Source organism: Nocardioides ungokensis, assembly GCF_013466985.1.
GTDB lineage: Bacteria > Actinomycetota > Actinomycetes > Propionibacteriales > Nocardioidaceae > Nocardioides > Nocardioides ungokensis.
In genome coordinates, this window is sequence record NZ_CP059164.1 from 4,299,409 (window position 1) to 4,316,480 (window position 17,072).

At 74.5% G+C, this 17,072-nt stretch carries 13 protein-coding genes and 1 pseudogene; 5 read left to right on the forward strand and 9 right to left on the reverse strand.

Annotation, left to right across the window (positions count from 1 at the left end; translation table 11 throughout):
- Positions 1-1,720: 1,720 nt before the first annotated feature.
- Positions 1,721-2,203 (reverse strand): response regulator, encoded by a 483-nt coding sequence (locus H0S67_RS21345; protein WP_219635377.1) that lies wholly within the window; start codon positions 2,201-2,203, stop codon positions 1,721-1,723.
- Positions 2,204-2,287: 84 nt separating this feature from the next.
- Positions 2,288-2,968: a response regulator transcription factor gene (locus H0S67_RS21350; RefSeq protein ID WP_180934683.1), complete on the reverse strand. Its 681-nt coding sequence runs from the start codon at positions 2,966-2,968 to the stop codon at positions 2,288-2,290.
- 85 nt (positions 2,969-3,053) lie between these two features.
- Between H0S67_RS21350 and H0S67_RS21355 the strand changes: the two genes are divergently transcribed.
- A complete protein-coding gene (locus H0S67_RS21355; RefSeq protein WP_180934684.1) occupies positions 3,054-4,445 on the forward strand; it encodes a M1 family metallopeptidase in 1,392 nt (463 codons plus the stop codon).
- A gap of 18 nt (positions 4,446-4,463) precedes the next feature.
- Here the strand turns inward: H0S67_RS21355 and H0S67_RS21360 are convergent, their stop codons facing one another.
- The 7 genes and pseudogenes from H0S67_RS21360 to H0S67_RS26175 all read right to left on the reverse strand — a co-directional run bounded on the left by H0S67_RS21360 (position 4,464) and on the right by H0S67_RS26175 (position 12,101).
- Positions 4,464-5,345, reverse strand: coding sequence for a sucrase ferredoxin (locus H0S67_RS21360; RefSeq protein WP_180934685.1), 882 nt, complete (start codon positions 5,343-5,345; stop codon positions 4,464-4,466).
- Positions 5,346-5,361: 16 nt separating this feature from the next.
- The gene (locus H0S67_RS27035) at positions 5,362-8,298 is read right to left on the reverse strand and encodes a helix-turn-helix transcriptional regulator (protein WP_180934686.1); all 2,937 of its coding nucleotides are present in this window, start codon (positions 8,296-8,298) and stop codon (positions 5,362-5,364) included.
- A gap of 61 nt (positions 8,299-8,359) precedes the next feature.
- Positions 8,360-8,503: a hypothetical protein gene (locus H0S67_RS21370; protein WP_180934687.1), complete on the reverse strand. Its 144-nt coding sequence runs from the start codon at positions 8,501-8,503 to the stop codon at positions 8,360-8,362.
- 233 nt (positions 8,504-8,736) lie between these two features.
- Positions 8,737-9,926 (reverse strand): annotated as a pseudogene (hutI, locus tag H0S67_RS21375) (imidazolonepropionase); the annotation flags it as partial.
- Positions 9,923-11,239, reverse strand: a complete 1,317-nt coding sequence (locus H0S67_RS21380) for a formimidoylglutamate deiminase (RefSeq protein WP_180934688.1) — start codon at positions 11,237-11,239, stop codon at positions 9,923-9,925. The pseudogene hutI and the gene H0S67_RS21380, both read right to left, overlap by 4 nt.
- Positions 11,236-11,841: a M20/M25/M40 family metallo-hydrolase gene (locus tag H0S67_RS26170; RefSeq protein WP_246354943.1), complete on the reverse strand. Its 606-nt coding sequence runs from the start codon at positions 11,839-11,841 to the stop codon at positions 11,236-11,238. Before H0S67_RS26170 ends, H0S67_RS21380 begins: the two co-directional genes overlap by 4 nt.
- On the reverse strand, positions 11,736-12,101 hold the full coding sequence (locus tag H0S67_RS26175) for a hypothetical protein (protein ID WP_246354944.1): 366 nt from the start codon (positions 12,099-12,101) through the stop codon (positions 11,736-11,738). Before H0S67_RS26175 ends, H0S67_RS26170 begins: the two co-directional genes overlap by 106 nt.
- Positions 12,102-12,470: 369 nt before the next feature.
- On the opposite strand from H0S67_RS26175, the gene H0S67_RS21390 reads away from it, so the two are divergent.
- The 4 genes from H0S67_RS21390 (at position 12,471) to H0S67_RS21405 (ending at position 17,025) form a co-directional block, all read left to right on the forward strand.
- Positions 12,471-13,091, forward strand: coding sequence for a nitroreductase family protein (locus H0S67_RS21390; protein ID WP_180934689.1), 621 nt, complete (start codon positions 12,471-12,473; stop codon positions 13,089-13,091).
- 74 nt (positions 13,092-13,165) lie between these two features.
- The gene (locus tag H0S67_RS21395) at positions 13,166-14,497 is read left to right on the forward strand and encodes a M20/M25/M40 family metallo-hydrolase (protein ID WP_180934690.1); all 1,332 of its coding nucleotides are present in this window, start codon (positions 13,166-13,168) and stop codon (positions 14,495-14,497) included.
- Positions 14,498-15,229: 732 nt separating this feature from the next.
- Positions 15,230-15,526 carry a hypothetical protein gene (locus H0S67_RS21400; protein WP_180934691.1) on the forward strand — a complete coding sequence of 99 codons (297 nt, stop codon included), beginning with the start codon at positions 15,230-15,232 and terminating at the stop codon, positions 15,524-15,526.
- Between the two features lie 38 nt (positions 15,527-15,564).
- Positions 15,565-17,025, forward strand: coding sequence for an MFS transporter (locus H0S67_RS21405; protein ID WP_219635378.1), 1,461 nt, complete (start codon positions 15,565-15,567; stop codon positions 17,023-17,025).
- The last annotated feature ends 47 nt before the right edge of the window (positions 17,026-17,072 follow it).

Below are 17,072 nucleotides of genomic sequence, written 5' to 3' on the forward strand. Positions count from 1 at the left end.
CCGCTACGAGCGGCACGTGATCGGCTGGCTGCTCACCCTCATCGGCACGACGACCGCGATCTCGCTGGTGACCGAGGCCTGGGCCGTCTGGGTGATCGACGAGGACGGGCCCGGCACCCGCGCGGTCGGGGGCTGGGCCGCCTGGGTGTCGACGCTCCTCGGCGGGCAGCTCGCGATCGCCGGCCTCGCCCTGCTCTTCCTCCTGGCACCCGACGGGCGGCTCCTCTCGCGGCGCTGGAGGTACGCCGTGGTGGTCCTCGCGCTCGGGGAGCTGTCCTGCGTGACCGCGCTGCTCACCATCGACCCGACCACGTTCCAGGTCAGCACCACGTCCGACGCGGTCGGCGCCCTGCAGAGCGTGCTGTTCTCGGTGGGGTTCCTCCTCATCACCGGGGTGCTGATCGCGGCCCTGGTCTCGATGCTGGTCCGGCTGCACCGCAGCCGTGGTGAGGCACGCCAGCAGGTGCGACTGATCGCGCTGGCCGCTGCGGGCATGTGCGTGGGGCTCGTGGTGCTGGCCGTCGTCACGGGGGTCAACGGCGGCCAGCAGACCTGGGCGGCATCGCTGCCGCTCTTCGTCTCCTACCTCCTGCTGCCGATCCTGCTGGCCGTGGCGGTGCTGCGCTACCGCCTCTACGACATCGAGGTGATCATCAACCGGACGGTGGTGCTCGCCGTCGGCACCGCCTTCGCCGCGGTCGGCTACACCACGCTGGTGGTGGTCGTGGGCAAGCTCGTCGACCGGCAGACCAGCGGCTACTGGCTCTCGCTGTCCGCCACCGCGCTGGTGGCCCTGGCCTTCCAGCCGCTGCGCCGGCGCGTCGTCCACCTCGCGAACCGGCTCGCCTACGGCTCGCGGGCCCAGCCCTACCGGGAGCTGTCCGACTTCAGCAAGCGGCTCGGCGAGACCCCGTCGCCCGAGACCCTGCTGCCGGTGGTCGCAGCCGCCGCGGGCCAGGCGCTGTCCGCCCGACGCGTGACGGTCCGGCTCGACGTCCCCGGTGCACCCGCGTCGACGGCGGTCTGGGAGCGGGGCGGCCTGACCGGGCTCACCTCGCACATCGCCCGCGTGCGCACCGGCGGCGCCGCACTCGGCAGCATCGAGGTGGAGATCCCGAAGGGCCGTCACCTCCGCCCCTCCGACCGGCGCCTGCTCGAAGCGCTGGCCGACCAGGCCGCGGTCGCCTTCCGCAACGCCGCCCTGGAGACCCAGCTGGCGGGCCAGGTGGCCGAGCTCGACCGGACCGCCCGGGAGCTCGGCGAGGCCCGGGCCCGGATCATCGAGGCGGACGACACGGTGCGGCGCACGCTGGAGACGGCGATCTCGCGGGAGGTCCTGCCCCACCTGGTCGAGGTCGCCGGGGAGCTCGCCGTCGTGGCCGACGCGGGCGACGCACCGGTCGAGGCCGGTCGCATCGCCGGCCTGGTGGCGGGGGTCAACGCGGCCCTCGAGTCGCTGCGGGACCTCACCCGGGGTGTGTTCCCGACCCAGCTGGAGCGGTCCGGGCTCGGCCCGGCGCTGCGTTCGCTCGTGGCGCGAAGTGGGCTGCCGACGACGCTCGACGTGGATCCCGCCGTCGACGGCAGGCGGTTCAGCCCCCGGGTCGAGGCAGCCCTCTACTTCTGCTGCGCGGAGGCCCTGCGCGGCGACCCCGGCCCGGCCACGATCGACCTCGTGATCGCCGGCGAGGACCTGGTCCTGCACATCGGAGGCTCCGGGTCAGGGCGCGTCGGCGTCCAGGGGATCGTGGACCGTGCCGCCGCCGTCGGCGGCTCGCTGGTCGTCCGCGACGGGAGCCTGACGCTCGAGGTCCCGGTCGGCCTCGGAGACCTTCCCGTGCCGGCCGGCGCCGGCCCACACGGCTGACAGCCGGTCCGGCCCGAACGCCCGCTTGGCGACGTACGCCGTGGCGCCGCAGCCCAGCAGGTCCACCTGGTCCTCGTCGTAGGTGGACAGGAGCACGACCACCGGGCCGCCCGGGTCGGCGACGAGCCGACGCGTGGCCTCCACCCCGTCGATGCCGGGCAGGTGCACGTCCATCAGGACCAGGTCCGGGCGAAGCTCCGCGGCCACGGCTAGCGACTCCTCGCCGCTGGTGGCGGACCCGACGACGACGAACCCGTCGGTCTCGGCGACCACCGCGGCCATGGCGAGCAGGAACGGCTCCTGGTCGTCCACGATCACGACGCGAACCTCTGCCACCGGCGACACCTCCTGACCGACATCGTCGCGATCAGACGCCCCCGCCGACAGGGTGCTGACCGCCCGGGCGCGGGCGGGTTTCCCTCACCGGGCCGCCGGGCCACCGGTCGCCTCGAGGAACGCCAGCACGGCCATCACCCGACGGTTGGTCTCGGCCTCGTGGACCAGGTCGAGCTTCTGGAACACCGCGCCGACGTGCTTCTCGACCGCGCGCTCGCTCATGAAGAGCGCCTTGGCCGTCGCGGCGTTGCTCCGGCCGGTGGCCAGCTCGCGGAGCACCTCCATCTCGCGGGAGGTGAGCCCGGCGAGGGCCGAGCTCGGCTCAAGGCTGCGTCGCGCCACCAGGCCCTCCACGACCTTGGGGTCGAGCGCCGACCCGCCCCGCGCCACGTCGTCCAGCGCCCGGACGAGCTCGTCGACCTGGCTCACCCGCTCCTTCAGCAGATAGCCCAGCCCGGCAACGCCGTCGGAGAGGAGCTCGAAGGCGTAGTCCTCCTCGACGTACTGCGAGAGCACCACGACCCCGGTCCCGGGGAACTCGGCGCGGATCCGCTTCGCGGCCTCGATGCCCTCCGTGGTGAAGCTGGGGGGCATCCGGATGTCGGTCAGCACCGCGTCGGGCCGGTGCTCGGCGACCGCGCGGTGGAGCGCGTCGGGAGCGGCCACCGTCTCGACGAGGTCGACACCCGTGGCCTCCGTGAGCAGCCCCGCCACCCCCTCGCGGACGAGGTAGTTGTCGTCCGCGAAGACGACCCTCACCACCATGGACCTCACTGTAGGCCCGCCGGACCGGGCGCGGGCGCGCGTAGGGTCGGAGCCGATCGTCGACGTCACCACGAGGGAGCCCCACATGTCGAAGCCGAACCCCGTCCGCGCAGCCGCCGTCACCCTCGCCGGGATCGGCCTCGCGGCTGGCGCGCTGACCGCCGTCGCACCCCCGGCGAGCGCCCGGACGCAGGCCCCCGACACGCTCTTCCCCGGCCAGGGCAACCCCGGGTACGACGTGCGCAGCTACGACGTCTCGCTCGGCTACGCGCCCGCCACCAACCACCTCCGGGCCGTCGCCACCATCCGGGCGCGGGCCGAGCACGCCCTGGCGTCGTACCACCTCGACCTGCAGGGGATGCACGTCCGCGCGATCACCGTCGACGGCCGGCCGGCCACCTGGAAGCGGCACGGCCACGAGCTGGTCGTCACGCCCCGGAGGAAGGTGCGGGGTCCCTTCACCACGACGGTGCGCTATGCCGGCACTCCCAAGGAGCACACCGACCCCGACGGCTCGACCGAGGGCTGGGTGCGCACGCACGACGGTGCAACCGCGCTGGGCGAGCCCGTCGGCACCATGACCTGGCTGCCGTCGAACAACACGCCCGGCGACAAGGCGCGATACACGTTCCGGGTCACGGCGCCGAGCACCGTGCAGGTCGCGGCCAACGGCGACCTGGCCGAGCGGGTCCGGCGCGGGCCCGACACGACCTGGGTGTGGCGGGAGAAGGACCCGATGTCGACCTACCTCGCGACGGTCGCCATCGGCCGGTTCGACGTGCACCGCTCGTCGACGAGGTCGGTCACCGGCCGGACCATCCCGATCTGGTCCTTCACCGACCCGACCACCTCGTCCGCGAGCCGGGCGCGGGCCCTGCTCCCCCGGGTGATCCGCTTCGAGGAGAAGCGCTTCGGCGCCTACCCGTTCACGTCGGCGGGCATGATCGTCGACGACGCCAAGGTGGGCTACGCCCTCGAGACCCAGACGCGGCCGTTCTACCCGGGCGGCGTCGACACCCCGACGCTCGTGCACGAGACGGCGCACCAGTGGTACGGCGACTCGGTCACGCTGCGCGACTGGCACGACATCTGGCTGGCCGAGGGCTTCGCGACGTACACCGAGTGGCTCTGGGGCGCGGCCCACGGCGGCCACACGCCGGCCCAGCGCTTCGACAGCCTCTACGCCAAGCCCGCCGACAACGCCCTGTGGCACCCCGCGCCGACCGAGTTCACCGACCCGGCCGACCTCTTCGGGAGCCCGGAGTACAACCGAGGCGCGATGACCCTGCAGGTGCTGCGCGAGCGGGTGGGCAGCAAGGACTTCTTCGCGATCCTGCGGGCCTGGGCGCGGGCACACCGGCACGGCAACGTGCGCACCGCCCAGTTCGTCGCGCTGGCCGAGCGCATCTCCGGCGACGACCTCGGCGGCCTGTTCTCCGACTGGCTCCGGCAGGACGGGAAGCCCGCAGGCTACTGAGGCGGTCCACCCGGGCGCTCAGCCGGTGCCGAGCCGCCAGGACCGCACCCGGTGCTCCCAGCCGGCCTTGGTCTTCAGGTCCGCACAGCTCTGCCGCCGGGGCTCGATGAGGATCCGCTCGATCTCGACGGAGTAGTCGGCGCCACCGACGCGCAGGACCACGGTGTCGCCGTCCACGGAGAGGGTCTCGGCAGGTGCCGCGTCGTCGAGGTCGAGCTCGACGCGGAGGTGGAGCTCGGCGACCTGGACCGCGGGCGGCCGGCCCGCGCGGCCGCGGGCGTGGTCCAGCGGCAGCCGGCCGGCCTCGAGCTCCTTGCACGCCGCGACCGCGGAGCCGGCGTCGAGACGCCCCAGCGCCAGCCCGCTCGGCAGCGCCAGCAGCGTCCCGGCGAACCGGTGCCCGCCGAGGTGGGTCGTCTCCCAGGTCTCGTCCGGCCACCGGGCGGACAGGGCGGCCGCGATCGGGCGGCCGGCCTCCGCACAGCACCGGTCCCGGCGGCCGTTGGTGCAGACCAGCCACAGCGGCCCCTCATGCACCGGGAGGTCGGGACGCCCGGCGCGCAGCGCGGCCACGTCGAGGTCGAGGACGTCGTGGACGTCGTCGAGCGTCGTCGCCCAGACACGCGGGGATCCCTCGCGGTCTGCGCCGAGGTGGGCGGCGAAGACACCGACGCCCGGCCTCGAGACCCCGCCGTGGCGGCGCACCAGCTGGACGCGGACCCCGTCGAGGCCGTCGAGGAAGGCGCGCACCTCCTCGGGCAGCCGGCTCTCGGCGACGGCCTTGCGCCCCCAGGGGCCGACGTCCTCCACGAACAGCCACACGGCGTCCTCGGGCGCGGTGCCCGCCATCGGCTCGGCGTCGGCGAGGCTGGCGGCGGCACAGCGGAACTCCTCGGTCACGCTGCGATTGTGCCCGTCAGGGGATGAGGCCCCTGCGGCGGGCGATGGCGGCGGCCTCGGTGCGACCGGCGGCACCGAGCTTGCCGAGGATGTTGGAGACGTGGACGCTGACGGTCTTGGCGCTGATGAAGAGCTGCTTGCCGATCTCGCCGTTGGAGCGGCCCTCGGCCACCAGCGCGAGGATCTCGCTCTCCCGGGCGGTGAGCGTGTCGGAGGACGAGTCGCCCCGGGCGGGCGTGCTGCCGATCGCGCGCAGCTCGTCGAGCAGCGGCTGGGCCCGGAGGCGGTGCGCGGCCTCGCGGGCGGCGTCGCCCACGACCCGGGCCGCGGCGAGGTCGCCGCTGGAGCGGAGGATCGAGGCCAGCACCAGCCGCACCCGGGCCAGCTCGTGGACGTCGCCGAACTCCTCGACGAGCACCTCCGCCTCGCGCCAGGTGTCGAGCAGGACGTCCAGCGGCGGGGCGTCGACGCCGGCGAGCCAGCGGGCGCGCAGCGTCTCGGCGTCCAGCCGCTTCATCCAGGCCCGGCCCTCGGGACCCCAGAAGCCGGACGGGTCGGTGTAGCGGTCCAGCACGACGTGCCCGTCGGCGAGCAGGCGGTCGACGTGCTCGACGTACGCCACCCGCTCGGCCGCGGCGAGGTGCGGCATGGCCTGCGCGACGGCGCCGACCGCGACGGCGGCCAGGCGGATCCGGGCGCTGAACCAAGGGTGCCAGATCTCGCCCAGCAGCCCGACCACCTCGTCGTAGACGCGGATGACCGCGGCGGGATCGCGGCGACGGCCCGCCTGGAGCATCTCGACGGCGGCGGAGTGGATGGCCACGCCGCCCTCCTTGCGCCACCAGCGCCGGAGCGACGCGGCCTCGGCGGCGACGTCGAGGCCGCGTCCGTCCTCGGCGTAGAGCCGGATGCTGTCGAGGAGCGCGCGCGAGATGGGCGGGGGCGACTGCCCGGTGAAGTCGCACAGCGCCAGCAGCTCGTCCCACTCGCCGCGCACGAGCTTGACCCAGGCCAGCTGCCAGCGACTCTCGAAGGCGAACGGCGCCCACGGCACACCCGCGTCGGCCGCCCGGTCGATGGCGCTGCGGAACCACCGCTCGGTCTCGTCGAACTCGGCCCAGTCCTCGTAGGAGCGGCCCAGCAGCCACCGGCCGCGCAGCTCGGCGTGGAGCGCGCCGGTCTGCTCGGCCTGTGTCACGGCGCTCTCGAGGGAGGAGCGCAGCGCCTCCTTGGGGCCCGCCTTCTTCAGCCCGCTGAGCGTGGTGACCGCCTCGGACGCGAGCTCGGGGAGGTCGAGGCGCTCGGCCAGGCCCAGTGCCTCGAGGCCGTAGGTCTGCGCCTCCTCGAACCGGCCGTGGCTGGACAGGATGCGGGCATGCACGGCGAGGACCTTCGCCCGCAGGCCGCTCGCCCCCTCCGGCGCGAGCTCGACGGCCTGCCGCGAGATCGCGACCGGGTCCTCGACGGTCTCCATCACCACGAGTGCGTTGGCCCGCGCGGACAGCATCCGCGAGCGGTACGACGCGGGCGCGTCGGGCGCGAGCCGGTCGAGCTGCTCGCCGACGAGCGCGGCGGCGCGGATCGCGTGGCCGCTGGCCATCAGGGCATCGGCGGCCTTGGCGACCAGCTTGGACAGGTCGCCGTCCCACTCCTCCCCGCGCCGGGGATCGGCGAGGATCTCGAGCGCCTGCTCGTAGTGCTGGGCCGCCTCGTCGGGGCCACCGACCGCGCTGGCCTCGTCGCCGGCGCGGATCGACGCGATCAGGGCCGTGGGCAGGTCCATCGCGAGCCGGGCGTGGCGGGCCAGCTCGGCCGCGGTGCCGCGGGCCACGCCGCTGCGCAGCGACTCGGCGTACGCCGCGTGCAGCCGGACCCGCTCGCCCGGGAGCAGGTCGTCGTACACCGCCTCGCCGAGCAGGGCGTGCCGGAAGTAGTAGCTGCCCCGGCCGGCGACGAGGACGTTCATCTCGACGGCGCCGCGCAGGCCCTCGTCCAGGGCGGTTGTCGGCAGGCCGGAGGCGGCGGTCAGCATCTCGTGGGAGACCTGGCGCCCGGCGACGCTGGCGACCCGGACGACCTGGCGGGCGTTGTCGTCGAGCCGGTCGAGGCGCACCAGCAGGACGTCGGCGAGGTCGTCGGGCAGCCAGCGGCCCGGACCGCAGGCGGCACCGACGAGCTCCTCGACGAAGAACGCGTTGCCCTCGGCCCGACCGACGATGTCGGCGATCTCGGACTCCTCGAGGGGGGAGTCGGGGTGGAGCTCGCGGATCAGGTCCCGGACCGCGGTCGCCGGGAGCGGGGCGAGCTGGACGCGCTCGACGCCGCGGATGCGCGACCACTCCGCGACCTGGCGCCGCAGGGGGTGACGGCGGTGCAGGTCGTCGGAGCGGTACGACGCGACGAGGGCGACCGGGCCGGCAAAGGGGCGGGAGAAGAGGAAGCTGAGCATGTCGCGCGTGGACTGGTCGGCCCAGTGGGCGTCCTCGATGACGAGCAGGAGGGGCGCCTTCTGCGCGGCCGCGTCGAGCAGGGCGTGGACCGCGCCGAAGAGGTCGGCGCGGTCGAGCGCGGCGGACTCGGTCCCGCTGGAGCCGTCGGGCGCGCCGAGGACGCGGCGTCCGGGCTGGAGCCGGGCGAGGGAGGGGTGGGCGGCCGCGACGGTCTCGACCACGTCGGGCAGGTCCGCGGCGAGCCGGCCGAGGACCTCGGAGAAGGGCAGGTAGGGCAGCGCGCTGTCGCCGAAGTCGAGACAGTGGCCGGCGAAGACCTGCCAGCCCTCGGTGAACGCGAGGTCCCGCAGCTCGGTGAGCAGCCGGGTCTTGCCGACGCCGGCGTCACCGGAGAGCAGCACCACGGACGGGTCCTGCCCGGGGACGGGACGGACGCCGAGCAACGAAGCGATCTCCGTCAGCTCGGCGTCTCGTCCGACCAGGACCTGGCTCGTGTGTGCCACATCGCCCATGATCCCGTGCGCGTCCACCTGATTCATCATTGTCCGGTCGATTCCGGGCGGATCAGTGGTGGGTGTCGCTCGGCTGCACCCCCCGCCGACCTCGGGCAAGGCGGGTCAGGCGCCGCTTCCCGGACCGCGCCGTCGCGATCTGCTCGGTGCGGAAGGCGATCTCGGCCTGGGCGAAGGACAGGTTCGACTCGTACATGGTGGGCTCCTCAGCTCCTCGTTGTTGAGACGAGGTTCGTCGACTGAGGTAGCCCCGCACATCGGGCAACTGCCTTATCTGTGACGGAGCCGGCCGGGGGTGCCTTAGCCTGGATTCACCGATGCCCGCCTGCTGCGCGCCACCACGCGGGCACGCTGGCGGCGTTGCCGACGCTCGAAAGACGCCCGGTAAGTCTTCGCGACGGCGTCTTGCCATCGCACCCGCCTGATGACGCTCGCGACGGCGGCCCTCGGCGAATCCAGGCTTAGACCGGCCGGCCGGCCACCCACACCCCGCGGACCAGTGGCACGCCGGGGCGGTAGGCGAGGTGCACGTGGGTGGGGGCGTCGAGGACCATCAGGTCGGCGCGCCGGCCGGGCACCAGGGCACCCACGTCGTCGCGGTCCAGCGCCTGGGCGCCCCGGAACGTCGCGGCGTGGACGGCCTCGGCCGGGGTCATCCCCATCTCGCGCACCGCGAGCGCGATGCACAGCGGCAGCGAGCTGGTGAAGCAGGAGCCGGGGTTGCAGTCGCTGGCGATCGCGACCCGGACTCCGGCGTCGAGGAGCCGCCGCGCGTCCGGGTAGGGCTGCCGGGTCGAGAACTCCACCCCCGGCAGCAGGGTCGCGATCGTGCCGGACTCGCGGAGCGCGTCGACGTCGGCGTCGTCGAGGTAGGTGCAGTGGTCCACCGCGACCAGCCCCAGCTCCGCGGCCAGTCGTACGCCGTGCCCCGGCCCCGAGCTGGTTGGCGTGCAGGCGCCCGCGCAGCCCCCGCGTGGCCCCCGCCTCGAGCACCGTCCGCGCCTGGTCGGCGTCGAAGGCGCCCCGCTCGCAGAAGGCGTCGATCCACCGGGCGTGCGGGGCGGCCGCGTCGAGCATCGGCCCGGTGACGAGGTCGACGTACTCCTCGGGCGTGGTCCCCTCTGGGACCACGTGGGCGCCGAGGAACGTCGTCTCCTCGGTGAACTGGCGAGCGACGGCGAGGCTGCGCGCCTCGTCGCGGACGCTCAGCCCGTAGCCGCTCTTGATCTCGACGGTGGTGGTGCCCTGGCTGCGCATCTCCTCCACGAGGCGGGCCACGTGGCTGGTGAGCTGCTCGTCGGTGGCGGCCCGGTGGCGGCGACGGTGGTGCGGATGCCCCCGGCGGCGTAGCTCTCCCCCGCCATCCGGGCCGCGAACTCCGCGGCCCGGTCGCCGGCGAAGACCAGGTGGCTGTGGCTGTCGACGAAGCCGGGCAGCACGGCCCGGCCCCCGAGATCCAGGGCCTCGTCGGCCGGCGGCGCGTCGGCAGCGCGGCCGACCCAGGCCACGGTGCTGCCGTCGACGACGAGCGCGGCGTCCTCGACCAGCCCCAGCAGGTCGTCGGCCTCCGGGTCGTTGGTCGTGAGCTCACCGATGTTCGTCAGCAGCGTGCTGGTCACTCCATCCCCTTCCAGATCGCGTCGATCGCGGCGTCGAGCTCCCGGCCGATCTCGGCCCGGTCCCCGTGGCGCACGACGACCCGGCCGTCGACCATCACCTGGGTGACGTCCTCGGCGGACGCCGCGAAGACGGCCGTGTTCTCGTCGGCGCCGGTGCCGGCGGTCCGCGGGGTGGCCGTGTCGAGGGTGACCAGGTCGGCGCGCCGGCCGACCTCGATCCTGCCGGCGTCGTCGACGCCGAGGCTGTCGTGGCCGCCGGTCCCCGCGGCGAGCAGCTCCGCGGCCTGCCAGTGCCCGCGCGACTGCGCGGCCAGCCGCTCGTCGAGCTCCACGGCCCGCATCTCCTCGAAGAGGTCGATGACGGCGTGGCTGTCGGAGCCGAGGGTGAGGCGTGCGCCGGCGTCGTGCAGCGCGCGGCTCGGGCCGATGCCGTCGCCGAGGTCGCGCTCGGTGGTCGGGCAGAAGCAGGCGTGGGTCGACCACCCGCCGAGGACGGTGACGTCGTCGTCGGTGAGGTGGGTGGCGTGGACGACGGTCGTCAGCGGACCGGGGATCCCGGCGTCGTCGAGCACCTGGGTGGGCGTGCGGCCGTAGACCTCCCGGCAGGCCTGGTTCTCGGCGACCTGCTCGGAGAGATGGACGTGCAGCGGCCGGTGGTGAGCGGCCCGGGCGACCACCCCGAGCTGGTCGCGCGGCACCGCGCGCACGGAGTGGACCGCGGCGCCGACCACGACCCCCTCGCGCGCGCCCAGGCGGCCCATCCGCTCGGCCCACGCCTCAGCGGACCCGTCGGAGTAGCGGACCTGGACGCCCTCCACCGGCTTGCCGAACCCGGAGCTGAGGTAGCAGGTGTCGAGCAGGCTGATCCGGATGCCGGCCTCCCGCGCGGCCTCGACCACCGCGAGGCCCATCGCGTTGGGGTCGTCGTACGGCGTGCCGTCCGGCTGGTGGTGCAGGTAGTGGAACTCACCGACGGCGGTGATCCCGGCGGCCGCCATCTCGCGGTACGTCGCCCGCGCGAGCGTGAAGTAGGAGTCGGGGTCCAGCCGCCCCGCCACGGCGTACATGCGGTCCCGCCAGGTCCAGAACGTGCCGCGCTCGCGCTGGGTCCGCCCGCGCAGAGCCCGGTGGAAGGCGTGGCTGTGGCAGTTGGCCAGCCCCGGGATGGTCAGGCCGGGGACGCGGACGGCGGCGGAGGCGGACGACGCGGCGACCTCGACCGAGGTGAAGCGCCCGTCCTCGATCTCCACGCGCACGTCGTCGCGGACGGCACCGTCGACCCAGGCCCGCTCCAGGTGGTACGACGCGCTCACCGGGCCAGCCTCTCCAGCGTGTCGGCCAGCGCCGAGACGCCGACCAGGCAGTCGGGCATCGAGGCGTGCTCCTCGGGCGAGTGCGACACCCCGGTCGGGTTGCGGACGAACAGCATGGCGGTGGGCACCCCGGCGGCGGACAGGATCCCGGCGTCGTGGCCGGCCTGGGTCGGGATCACCGGCCAGTCCCCGCCCTCGTGGTCGGCGGCCAGCCGGGCCGCCATCGAGGCGTCGAAGGCCACCGAGGCCGAGACCGACTCCGCGGTCACCCGCAGCGAGGTCCCGTCCCGATCCGCGCGGTCGGTGGCCTGGCCGCTGATCGCCTCGACCAGTGACGCGAGCCCCGCGTCGGTCGAGCAGCGCGCGTCGAGCCAGGCGGTCACCCGCGACGGGATCGCGTTGGTGCCGTTGGGCGCGACCTCGACCCGGCCGAAGGTCGCCCGCTGGCCGGCCAGGCGGGCCTGCTTGTTGGCGGCCAGCGCGGTCATCGCATAGGTCAGCATCGGGTCCTGCCGGTCCTCCATCCGCGTCGACCCGGCATGGTTGGCGGCGCCGGTGAAGTCGAAGCGGTAACGCCCGTGCGGCCAGATCTCGCTGGCCACCCGACCGCCGCCCCGCGGTCCACGAGGTCGCGGCCCTGCTCGACGTGGAGCTCGACGAAGCAGTCGACGGTGGCGGCCAGGTCCCACGGCTCGTACGTCCCGGCGCCGAGGCCGGCCGAGGACAGTGCGTCCTCGAAGGAGGTGCCGTCACGGTCGGTCAGCGCCAGGGCGTCGCGCCACGGCACGACACCCGCCGCGAGCCGGGACCCCAGGCAGGCCAGGCCGAAGCGGGACCCCTCCTCCTCCACGAAGACCGACACCCGATCGGCTTCGCCGGCACGAACCCGCGCGAGCGGAGCACGTCCACGGCGGCGAGCGCGGAGACCACGCCGAGCGGGCCGTCGTACGCCCCGCCGTCGAGCACCGAGTCGAGGTGCGAGCCTGTCAGCACGCCCGGACCGGACACGCCCGGGGGCGCCCACCAGCCACCACGTTGCCGACCGGGTCGGACTCGACCCGCAGCCCACGGGCGGTCGCCTGCTCGAGGAACCACGAGCGCAGCTCGCTCTCCGCACCCCGGTAGGGCTGGCGGAAGTAGCCGCCCGAGGCGGCCGACCGTCCGACGGGGGTGAGGTCGGTCCCACATGCGTTCGAAGTCGTCAGTCATCGCGCTGTCCATAATCGGGGCCATGGAGTTCCAGGAGGTCGTACGCCGTCGCCGCATGGTCCGCAGCTACACCGACGAGCCGGTGGATCGTGAGGTGGTGGACCGGGCGCTGGCCAACGCCGTGCGCGCCCCGTCGGCAGGCTTCAGCCAGGGCTGGGCGTTCGTGGTGCTCGACACCCCCGCGGACGTCGCCCGCTACTGGGCCGCGACCGCCGACACGAGCGACCCGGACACCTGGTTGCGGGGCATGATGCGGGCCCCGGTGGTGATCCTGCCGTGCAGCAGCAAGGCCGCCTACCTGAGCCGGTACGCCGAGCGCGACAAGGGCTGGACCGACCGCGACGAGGCGCGCTGGCCGATGCCGTTCTGGCACATGGACGCGGCGATGGCCAGCCTGCTGATCCTGCAGACCGCGGTCGACGAGGGGCTCGGCGGCTGCTTCTTCGGGATCCCGCCGGAGCGCGACGCCGCCGTGCGCACCGAGTTCGGGATCCCCGACGACTTCGATCCGGTCGGCGTGATCACGATCGGGCACCCCGCCGAGGGCGGCGCCCCGGGCTCGCCGGCGCGACGCCGGCGCAGGCCGATGGAGGACGTCGTCCATCGCGGTCAGTGGGGGCACGCCTCCAGTCCATCGGCGTAGCCGCGACCGGTCAACGACCGCGCCCGCGCGGCGATCTCGCATCCGAGACAACCTCGCACCGGTAGGTTCGGCCCATGCAGACGAGGGACGCGCGCGCCGTGGCGAAGCTGCAGGCGCTGGTGCGCATCCCGACGGTCTCCCGGCGCGACCCCGACCTCGTCGACACCGGCGCGTTCGACGACCTCCTCGCCGAGCTGGGCCGGCAGTTCCCGCTGCTCCACGAGCGCCTGGAGCTGACCCGCATCCACACCCACGGACTGCTCTTCCACTGGCGCGGCCGCAGTGCCGAGCGCCCGGTTGTGCTGATGGCCCACCTCGACGTCGTGCCCGTCGACGAGGACGCCCCCTGGCAGCACCCGCCGTTCGGCGCCGACCTGGTCGACGGGCAGGTGTGGGGCCGCGGCACGCTCGACGACAAGGGCAGCCTGGTCGCGATCTGCGAGGCCGTCGAGACCCTGCTCGAGCGGGAGGTCACCCCCGCCCAGGACGTCTGGCTCTCCTTCGGGTGCGACGAGGAGGTGATGGGCCAGGCGGCGCCGCAGGCGGTCGCCGAGCTCGTGCGCCGCGGCGTACGGCCGTGGTTCGTCCTCGACGAGGGTGGCGCGATCGCGCACGAGGCCTTCCCGGGAGTCGCCGCTCCGGTCGGGGTGATCGGGGTGACCGAGAAGGGCGTCACCTCCCTGGAGCTGCGCGTCGACGGCCGCGGCGGCCACGCCTCGACGCCCGCCCGGATGGGTCCGACCGCCCGGCTGGCGCGGGCGGTCGTCCGCCTCGACCGCTCCCCGATGGCGGCGAGCATCCCCGAGCCGACGCTCGAGCTCTTCCGACGCCTGGCCCCGCACGCACCCCTCGCGCTGCGGCCGCTGCTGGCCAACGCGGCGCGGATCCGCCCGGTGCTCACCCGGGCGCTGGTGGCGGCCGGCCCCGAGACGGCGGCGCTGACGCGCACGACGGTCGCGGTCACCACGCTGTCCGGCTCGCCGGCGCTCAACGTCATCGCCTCGACCGCGCGCGCCGGGGTCAACATCCGGATCATGGTCGGCGACACGGTCGCCGGGGTGATCGAGCACGTCCGCCGGGCGATCGACGACGACCGGGTGCACGTCGAGGTGGTCGAGCAGTACGAGCCCAGCCCGGTGTCTCCCCGCGACGACGCCTTCGCCCTGCTCGAGCGCGCGATCGGCGAGGTCTTCGCCGACGCCGTCCCGGCGCCGTACGTGATGATGGCCGCCACGGACTCGCGCTACTTCACCGCGATCTGCGAGCGGGTCTACCGGTTCGCGCCGTTCCGGATGACCAGGGCGCAGCGCGAGTCGATCCACTCCTACGACGAGCACCTCGGCGTCGACGACCTCCTCGACGGCGTGCGGTGGTACCGCACCCTCCTCGAGAGCCTCCCCCGATGAGGGTGGCTGGCGTCCGGGTCGCCGCGGCCCTCGCGCTGGCGGCCCTCGCCCTCACGGCCTGCACCTCCGGCGACGCACGGCCGCCGGGCGGGGGCCCCGGTGCGCTCGGGCCCGAGGGCCGGCCCGGGTGCCGGGGGGTGAGCGCCGCCGACGTGCGCGGGCCCCGCATCGACTACGCCCACGGCCCGCTCGCCGACGTGCCGGGCAGCCGCGCGATGTGCGCGGCGTACTGGCTGCCGGGCGCCGACCGCCGGCTGGTGCCCCAGGGCCTCGCCCTCGACGGCGACACCGCCTGGGTCAGCGGCTACCACTTCAGCCCGGAGGCGGGTGCCCGACGTTGCGCGCTCACCCGGGTGTCGCTGCACACCGGTCGCCGGATCACAGGCCTCACCCCGATCGAGGGCGCGGTCGGGCACCGGGACCCGAAGGCCTGCCGGCACGGCGGTGGCCTGGCGCTGACCCGCGAGGGCCTCTGGGTCGCCGAGACGATGCGGCTGTGGCTGCTCGACCCCGACGCGATCGGCACCGGGCGGGACCCGGTGAAGCGCGTCTGGGGGATCGTCGAACCGTTGCGCGGCTCGATCATGGTCGACTCCGGAGGGCGGCTGGGGCTGGGCCGGTTCGACGCGAGCGGCACTCCCCAGGACATCTCGTGGTTCGACGTCCGGGACCTGCTCGCGCCCGGCTCCTCGACCTCACCGGCGGCACCGCCGTCCCGGGCAGGCCGGTCCGGTGCGGCGCGACCCCGGTCGCACCTGGATGCAGGGAGGCACCGTCGGACCGGACGGCCTCTACCTGGTGCGGAGCAGCACCCACTGCGGCCAGCTGCTGCTGCCCGGCGGCCGCCGGGTGGCGGTGGCCCCCGGCACCGAGGACATCCAGCTCGACGGCCGCGGCGACCTCTGGGCGCTCTCCGAGGCGGGCGCCAAGACCTTCCAGCTGCGCGGCGGCCGGCCGCTGGTCCCGATGCTGGCGAGGTACGACGCCCGCGCGCTGATGCGGGGTCCGAGCCCCACGTGCGACCTGTGACGACGACGAGAGGACTGCCGCGATGACGGCTCCGGGACGTGCTCGACCGGGCGGGGAGCCGCGCCGGGGCACACAGCCTGGTCACGATCGTGGGCTTCCTGGTCTGCGTGGAGATCGCCAGCGGGGTGCTGCAGGGCTACTACACCCCGATCTGGAAGGACGTCGCCGGCCACCTCTCCATCCGGGACGCCGACGTCAACTGGTTCGAGGCCGCCCAGCTGGTCGTCTCGGCGCTGGTGGTGCCCTTGTTGGCCCGGCTCGGCGACGTGGTCGGTCACAAGAAGGTGCTGCTGCTCTCGACCGCCGTGACCGCCCTGGGCTCCTGGATCCTCGCGTTCGCGCCGTCCTTCACGACCTTCCTGGTCGGCTTCGCGATCCAGGGCGCGTACGTCGTGTGGCTGCCGATGGAGATCGCGATCATCCACCGCCGCACCGCGGGCACCGGCCGCCAGGACCAGCTCACCCGACGGTCCGCGGCGGTCCTGGTGGGGGCGCTGGAGCTGGCCGTGATCATCGGCGCACTCACCAGCGGCTCACTGGTGGGCAGCACGTCCATGACCGTGCTCCTGATGCTGCCGGCCATCGCGGTCACGCTGGTCCTGGGCCTGGTCTGGCTCGGCGTCGAGGACCGTCCGGGCACCTCGGGCGGCGGGCTGGACCTGGTCGGGCTCGCGCTGGTGACCCTCGTGCTCGGCCTGGTGATGGCAGGCCTGATCGTCGTGCGGCTCGAGGGCGCGGGCAACCCGGTCGCCTGGGCGCTGGTCGTCCTCGGGGTGGCCGCCCTGGTGCCGTTCGTGCGCTACGAGGCGGCCCACGCGGACCCGCTCGTCGACGTCCGCGTCTTCGCGGCGGCCGGGCAGTGGCCGGTGCAGCTCACGGCGTTCCTCTTCGGCATGTCGGTGCTGGGAGCCCAGATCCCGCTGTCGACCTTCGCCCGCACCGACCCCGACGTGGCCGGCTACGGGCTGGGCGCGGACGCCGCGTTCGTCTCGACGCTGATCGGGGTCTACGTCATCAGCCTCGCCGTGGGGGCCTTCACGCTGCCGCTCACCGCCCGTGCGCTCGGGCCGCGTGGGGCGCTGGTGCTGTCCTCCCTGCTGGTCGCCCTGGGGTACGCGCTGTGGCTGCCCTTCCACGCCGGCACCGGGCAGGCGCTGCTGAACATGGCGGTCGCCGGCGTCGGGTCCGGCGCGCTGGTGGCCGCGTTGCCCGCGACCGCAGCAGCCGCCGCGCCTCCCGAGCGGACCGGCTTCGCGACCGGCATGACCAACGCGACCAAGACGGTCGGGGGCGCCATCGCCTCCTCGGTGTTCGCGATCGCCCTGGCCTCGACCGGCTCGCTCGACGACCCGACCAAGGGCCACGCACCCCTGTCCGGCTACCTGACCGTCTGGACCGTCTGCGCGGTGGCGGCGCTGCTGGCCGCCGCGGCCCTGCTCTTCCTGCCCCGGGCGACCGCCGAGGACCGGGCGGCCGACAAGCCCGTCGCCGTGCCCTGAGCCCTGTCCACGCGGACCCTGCCTCCGCTGGAACGGCCCGACTATCC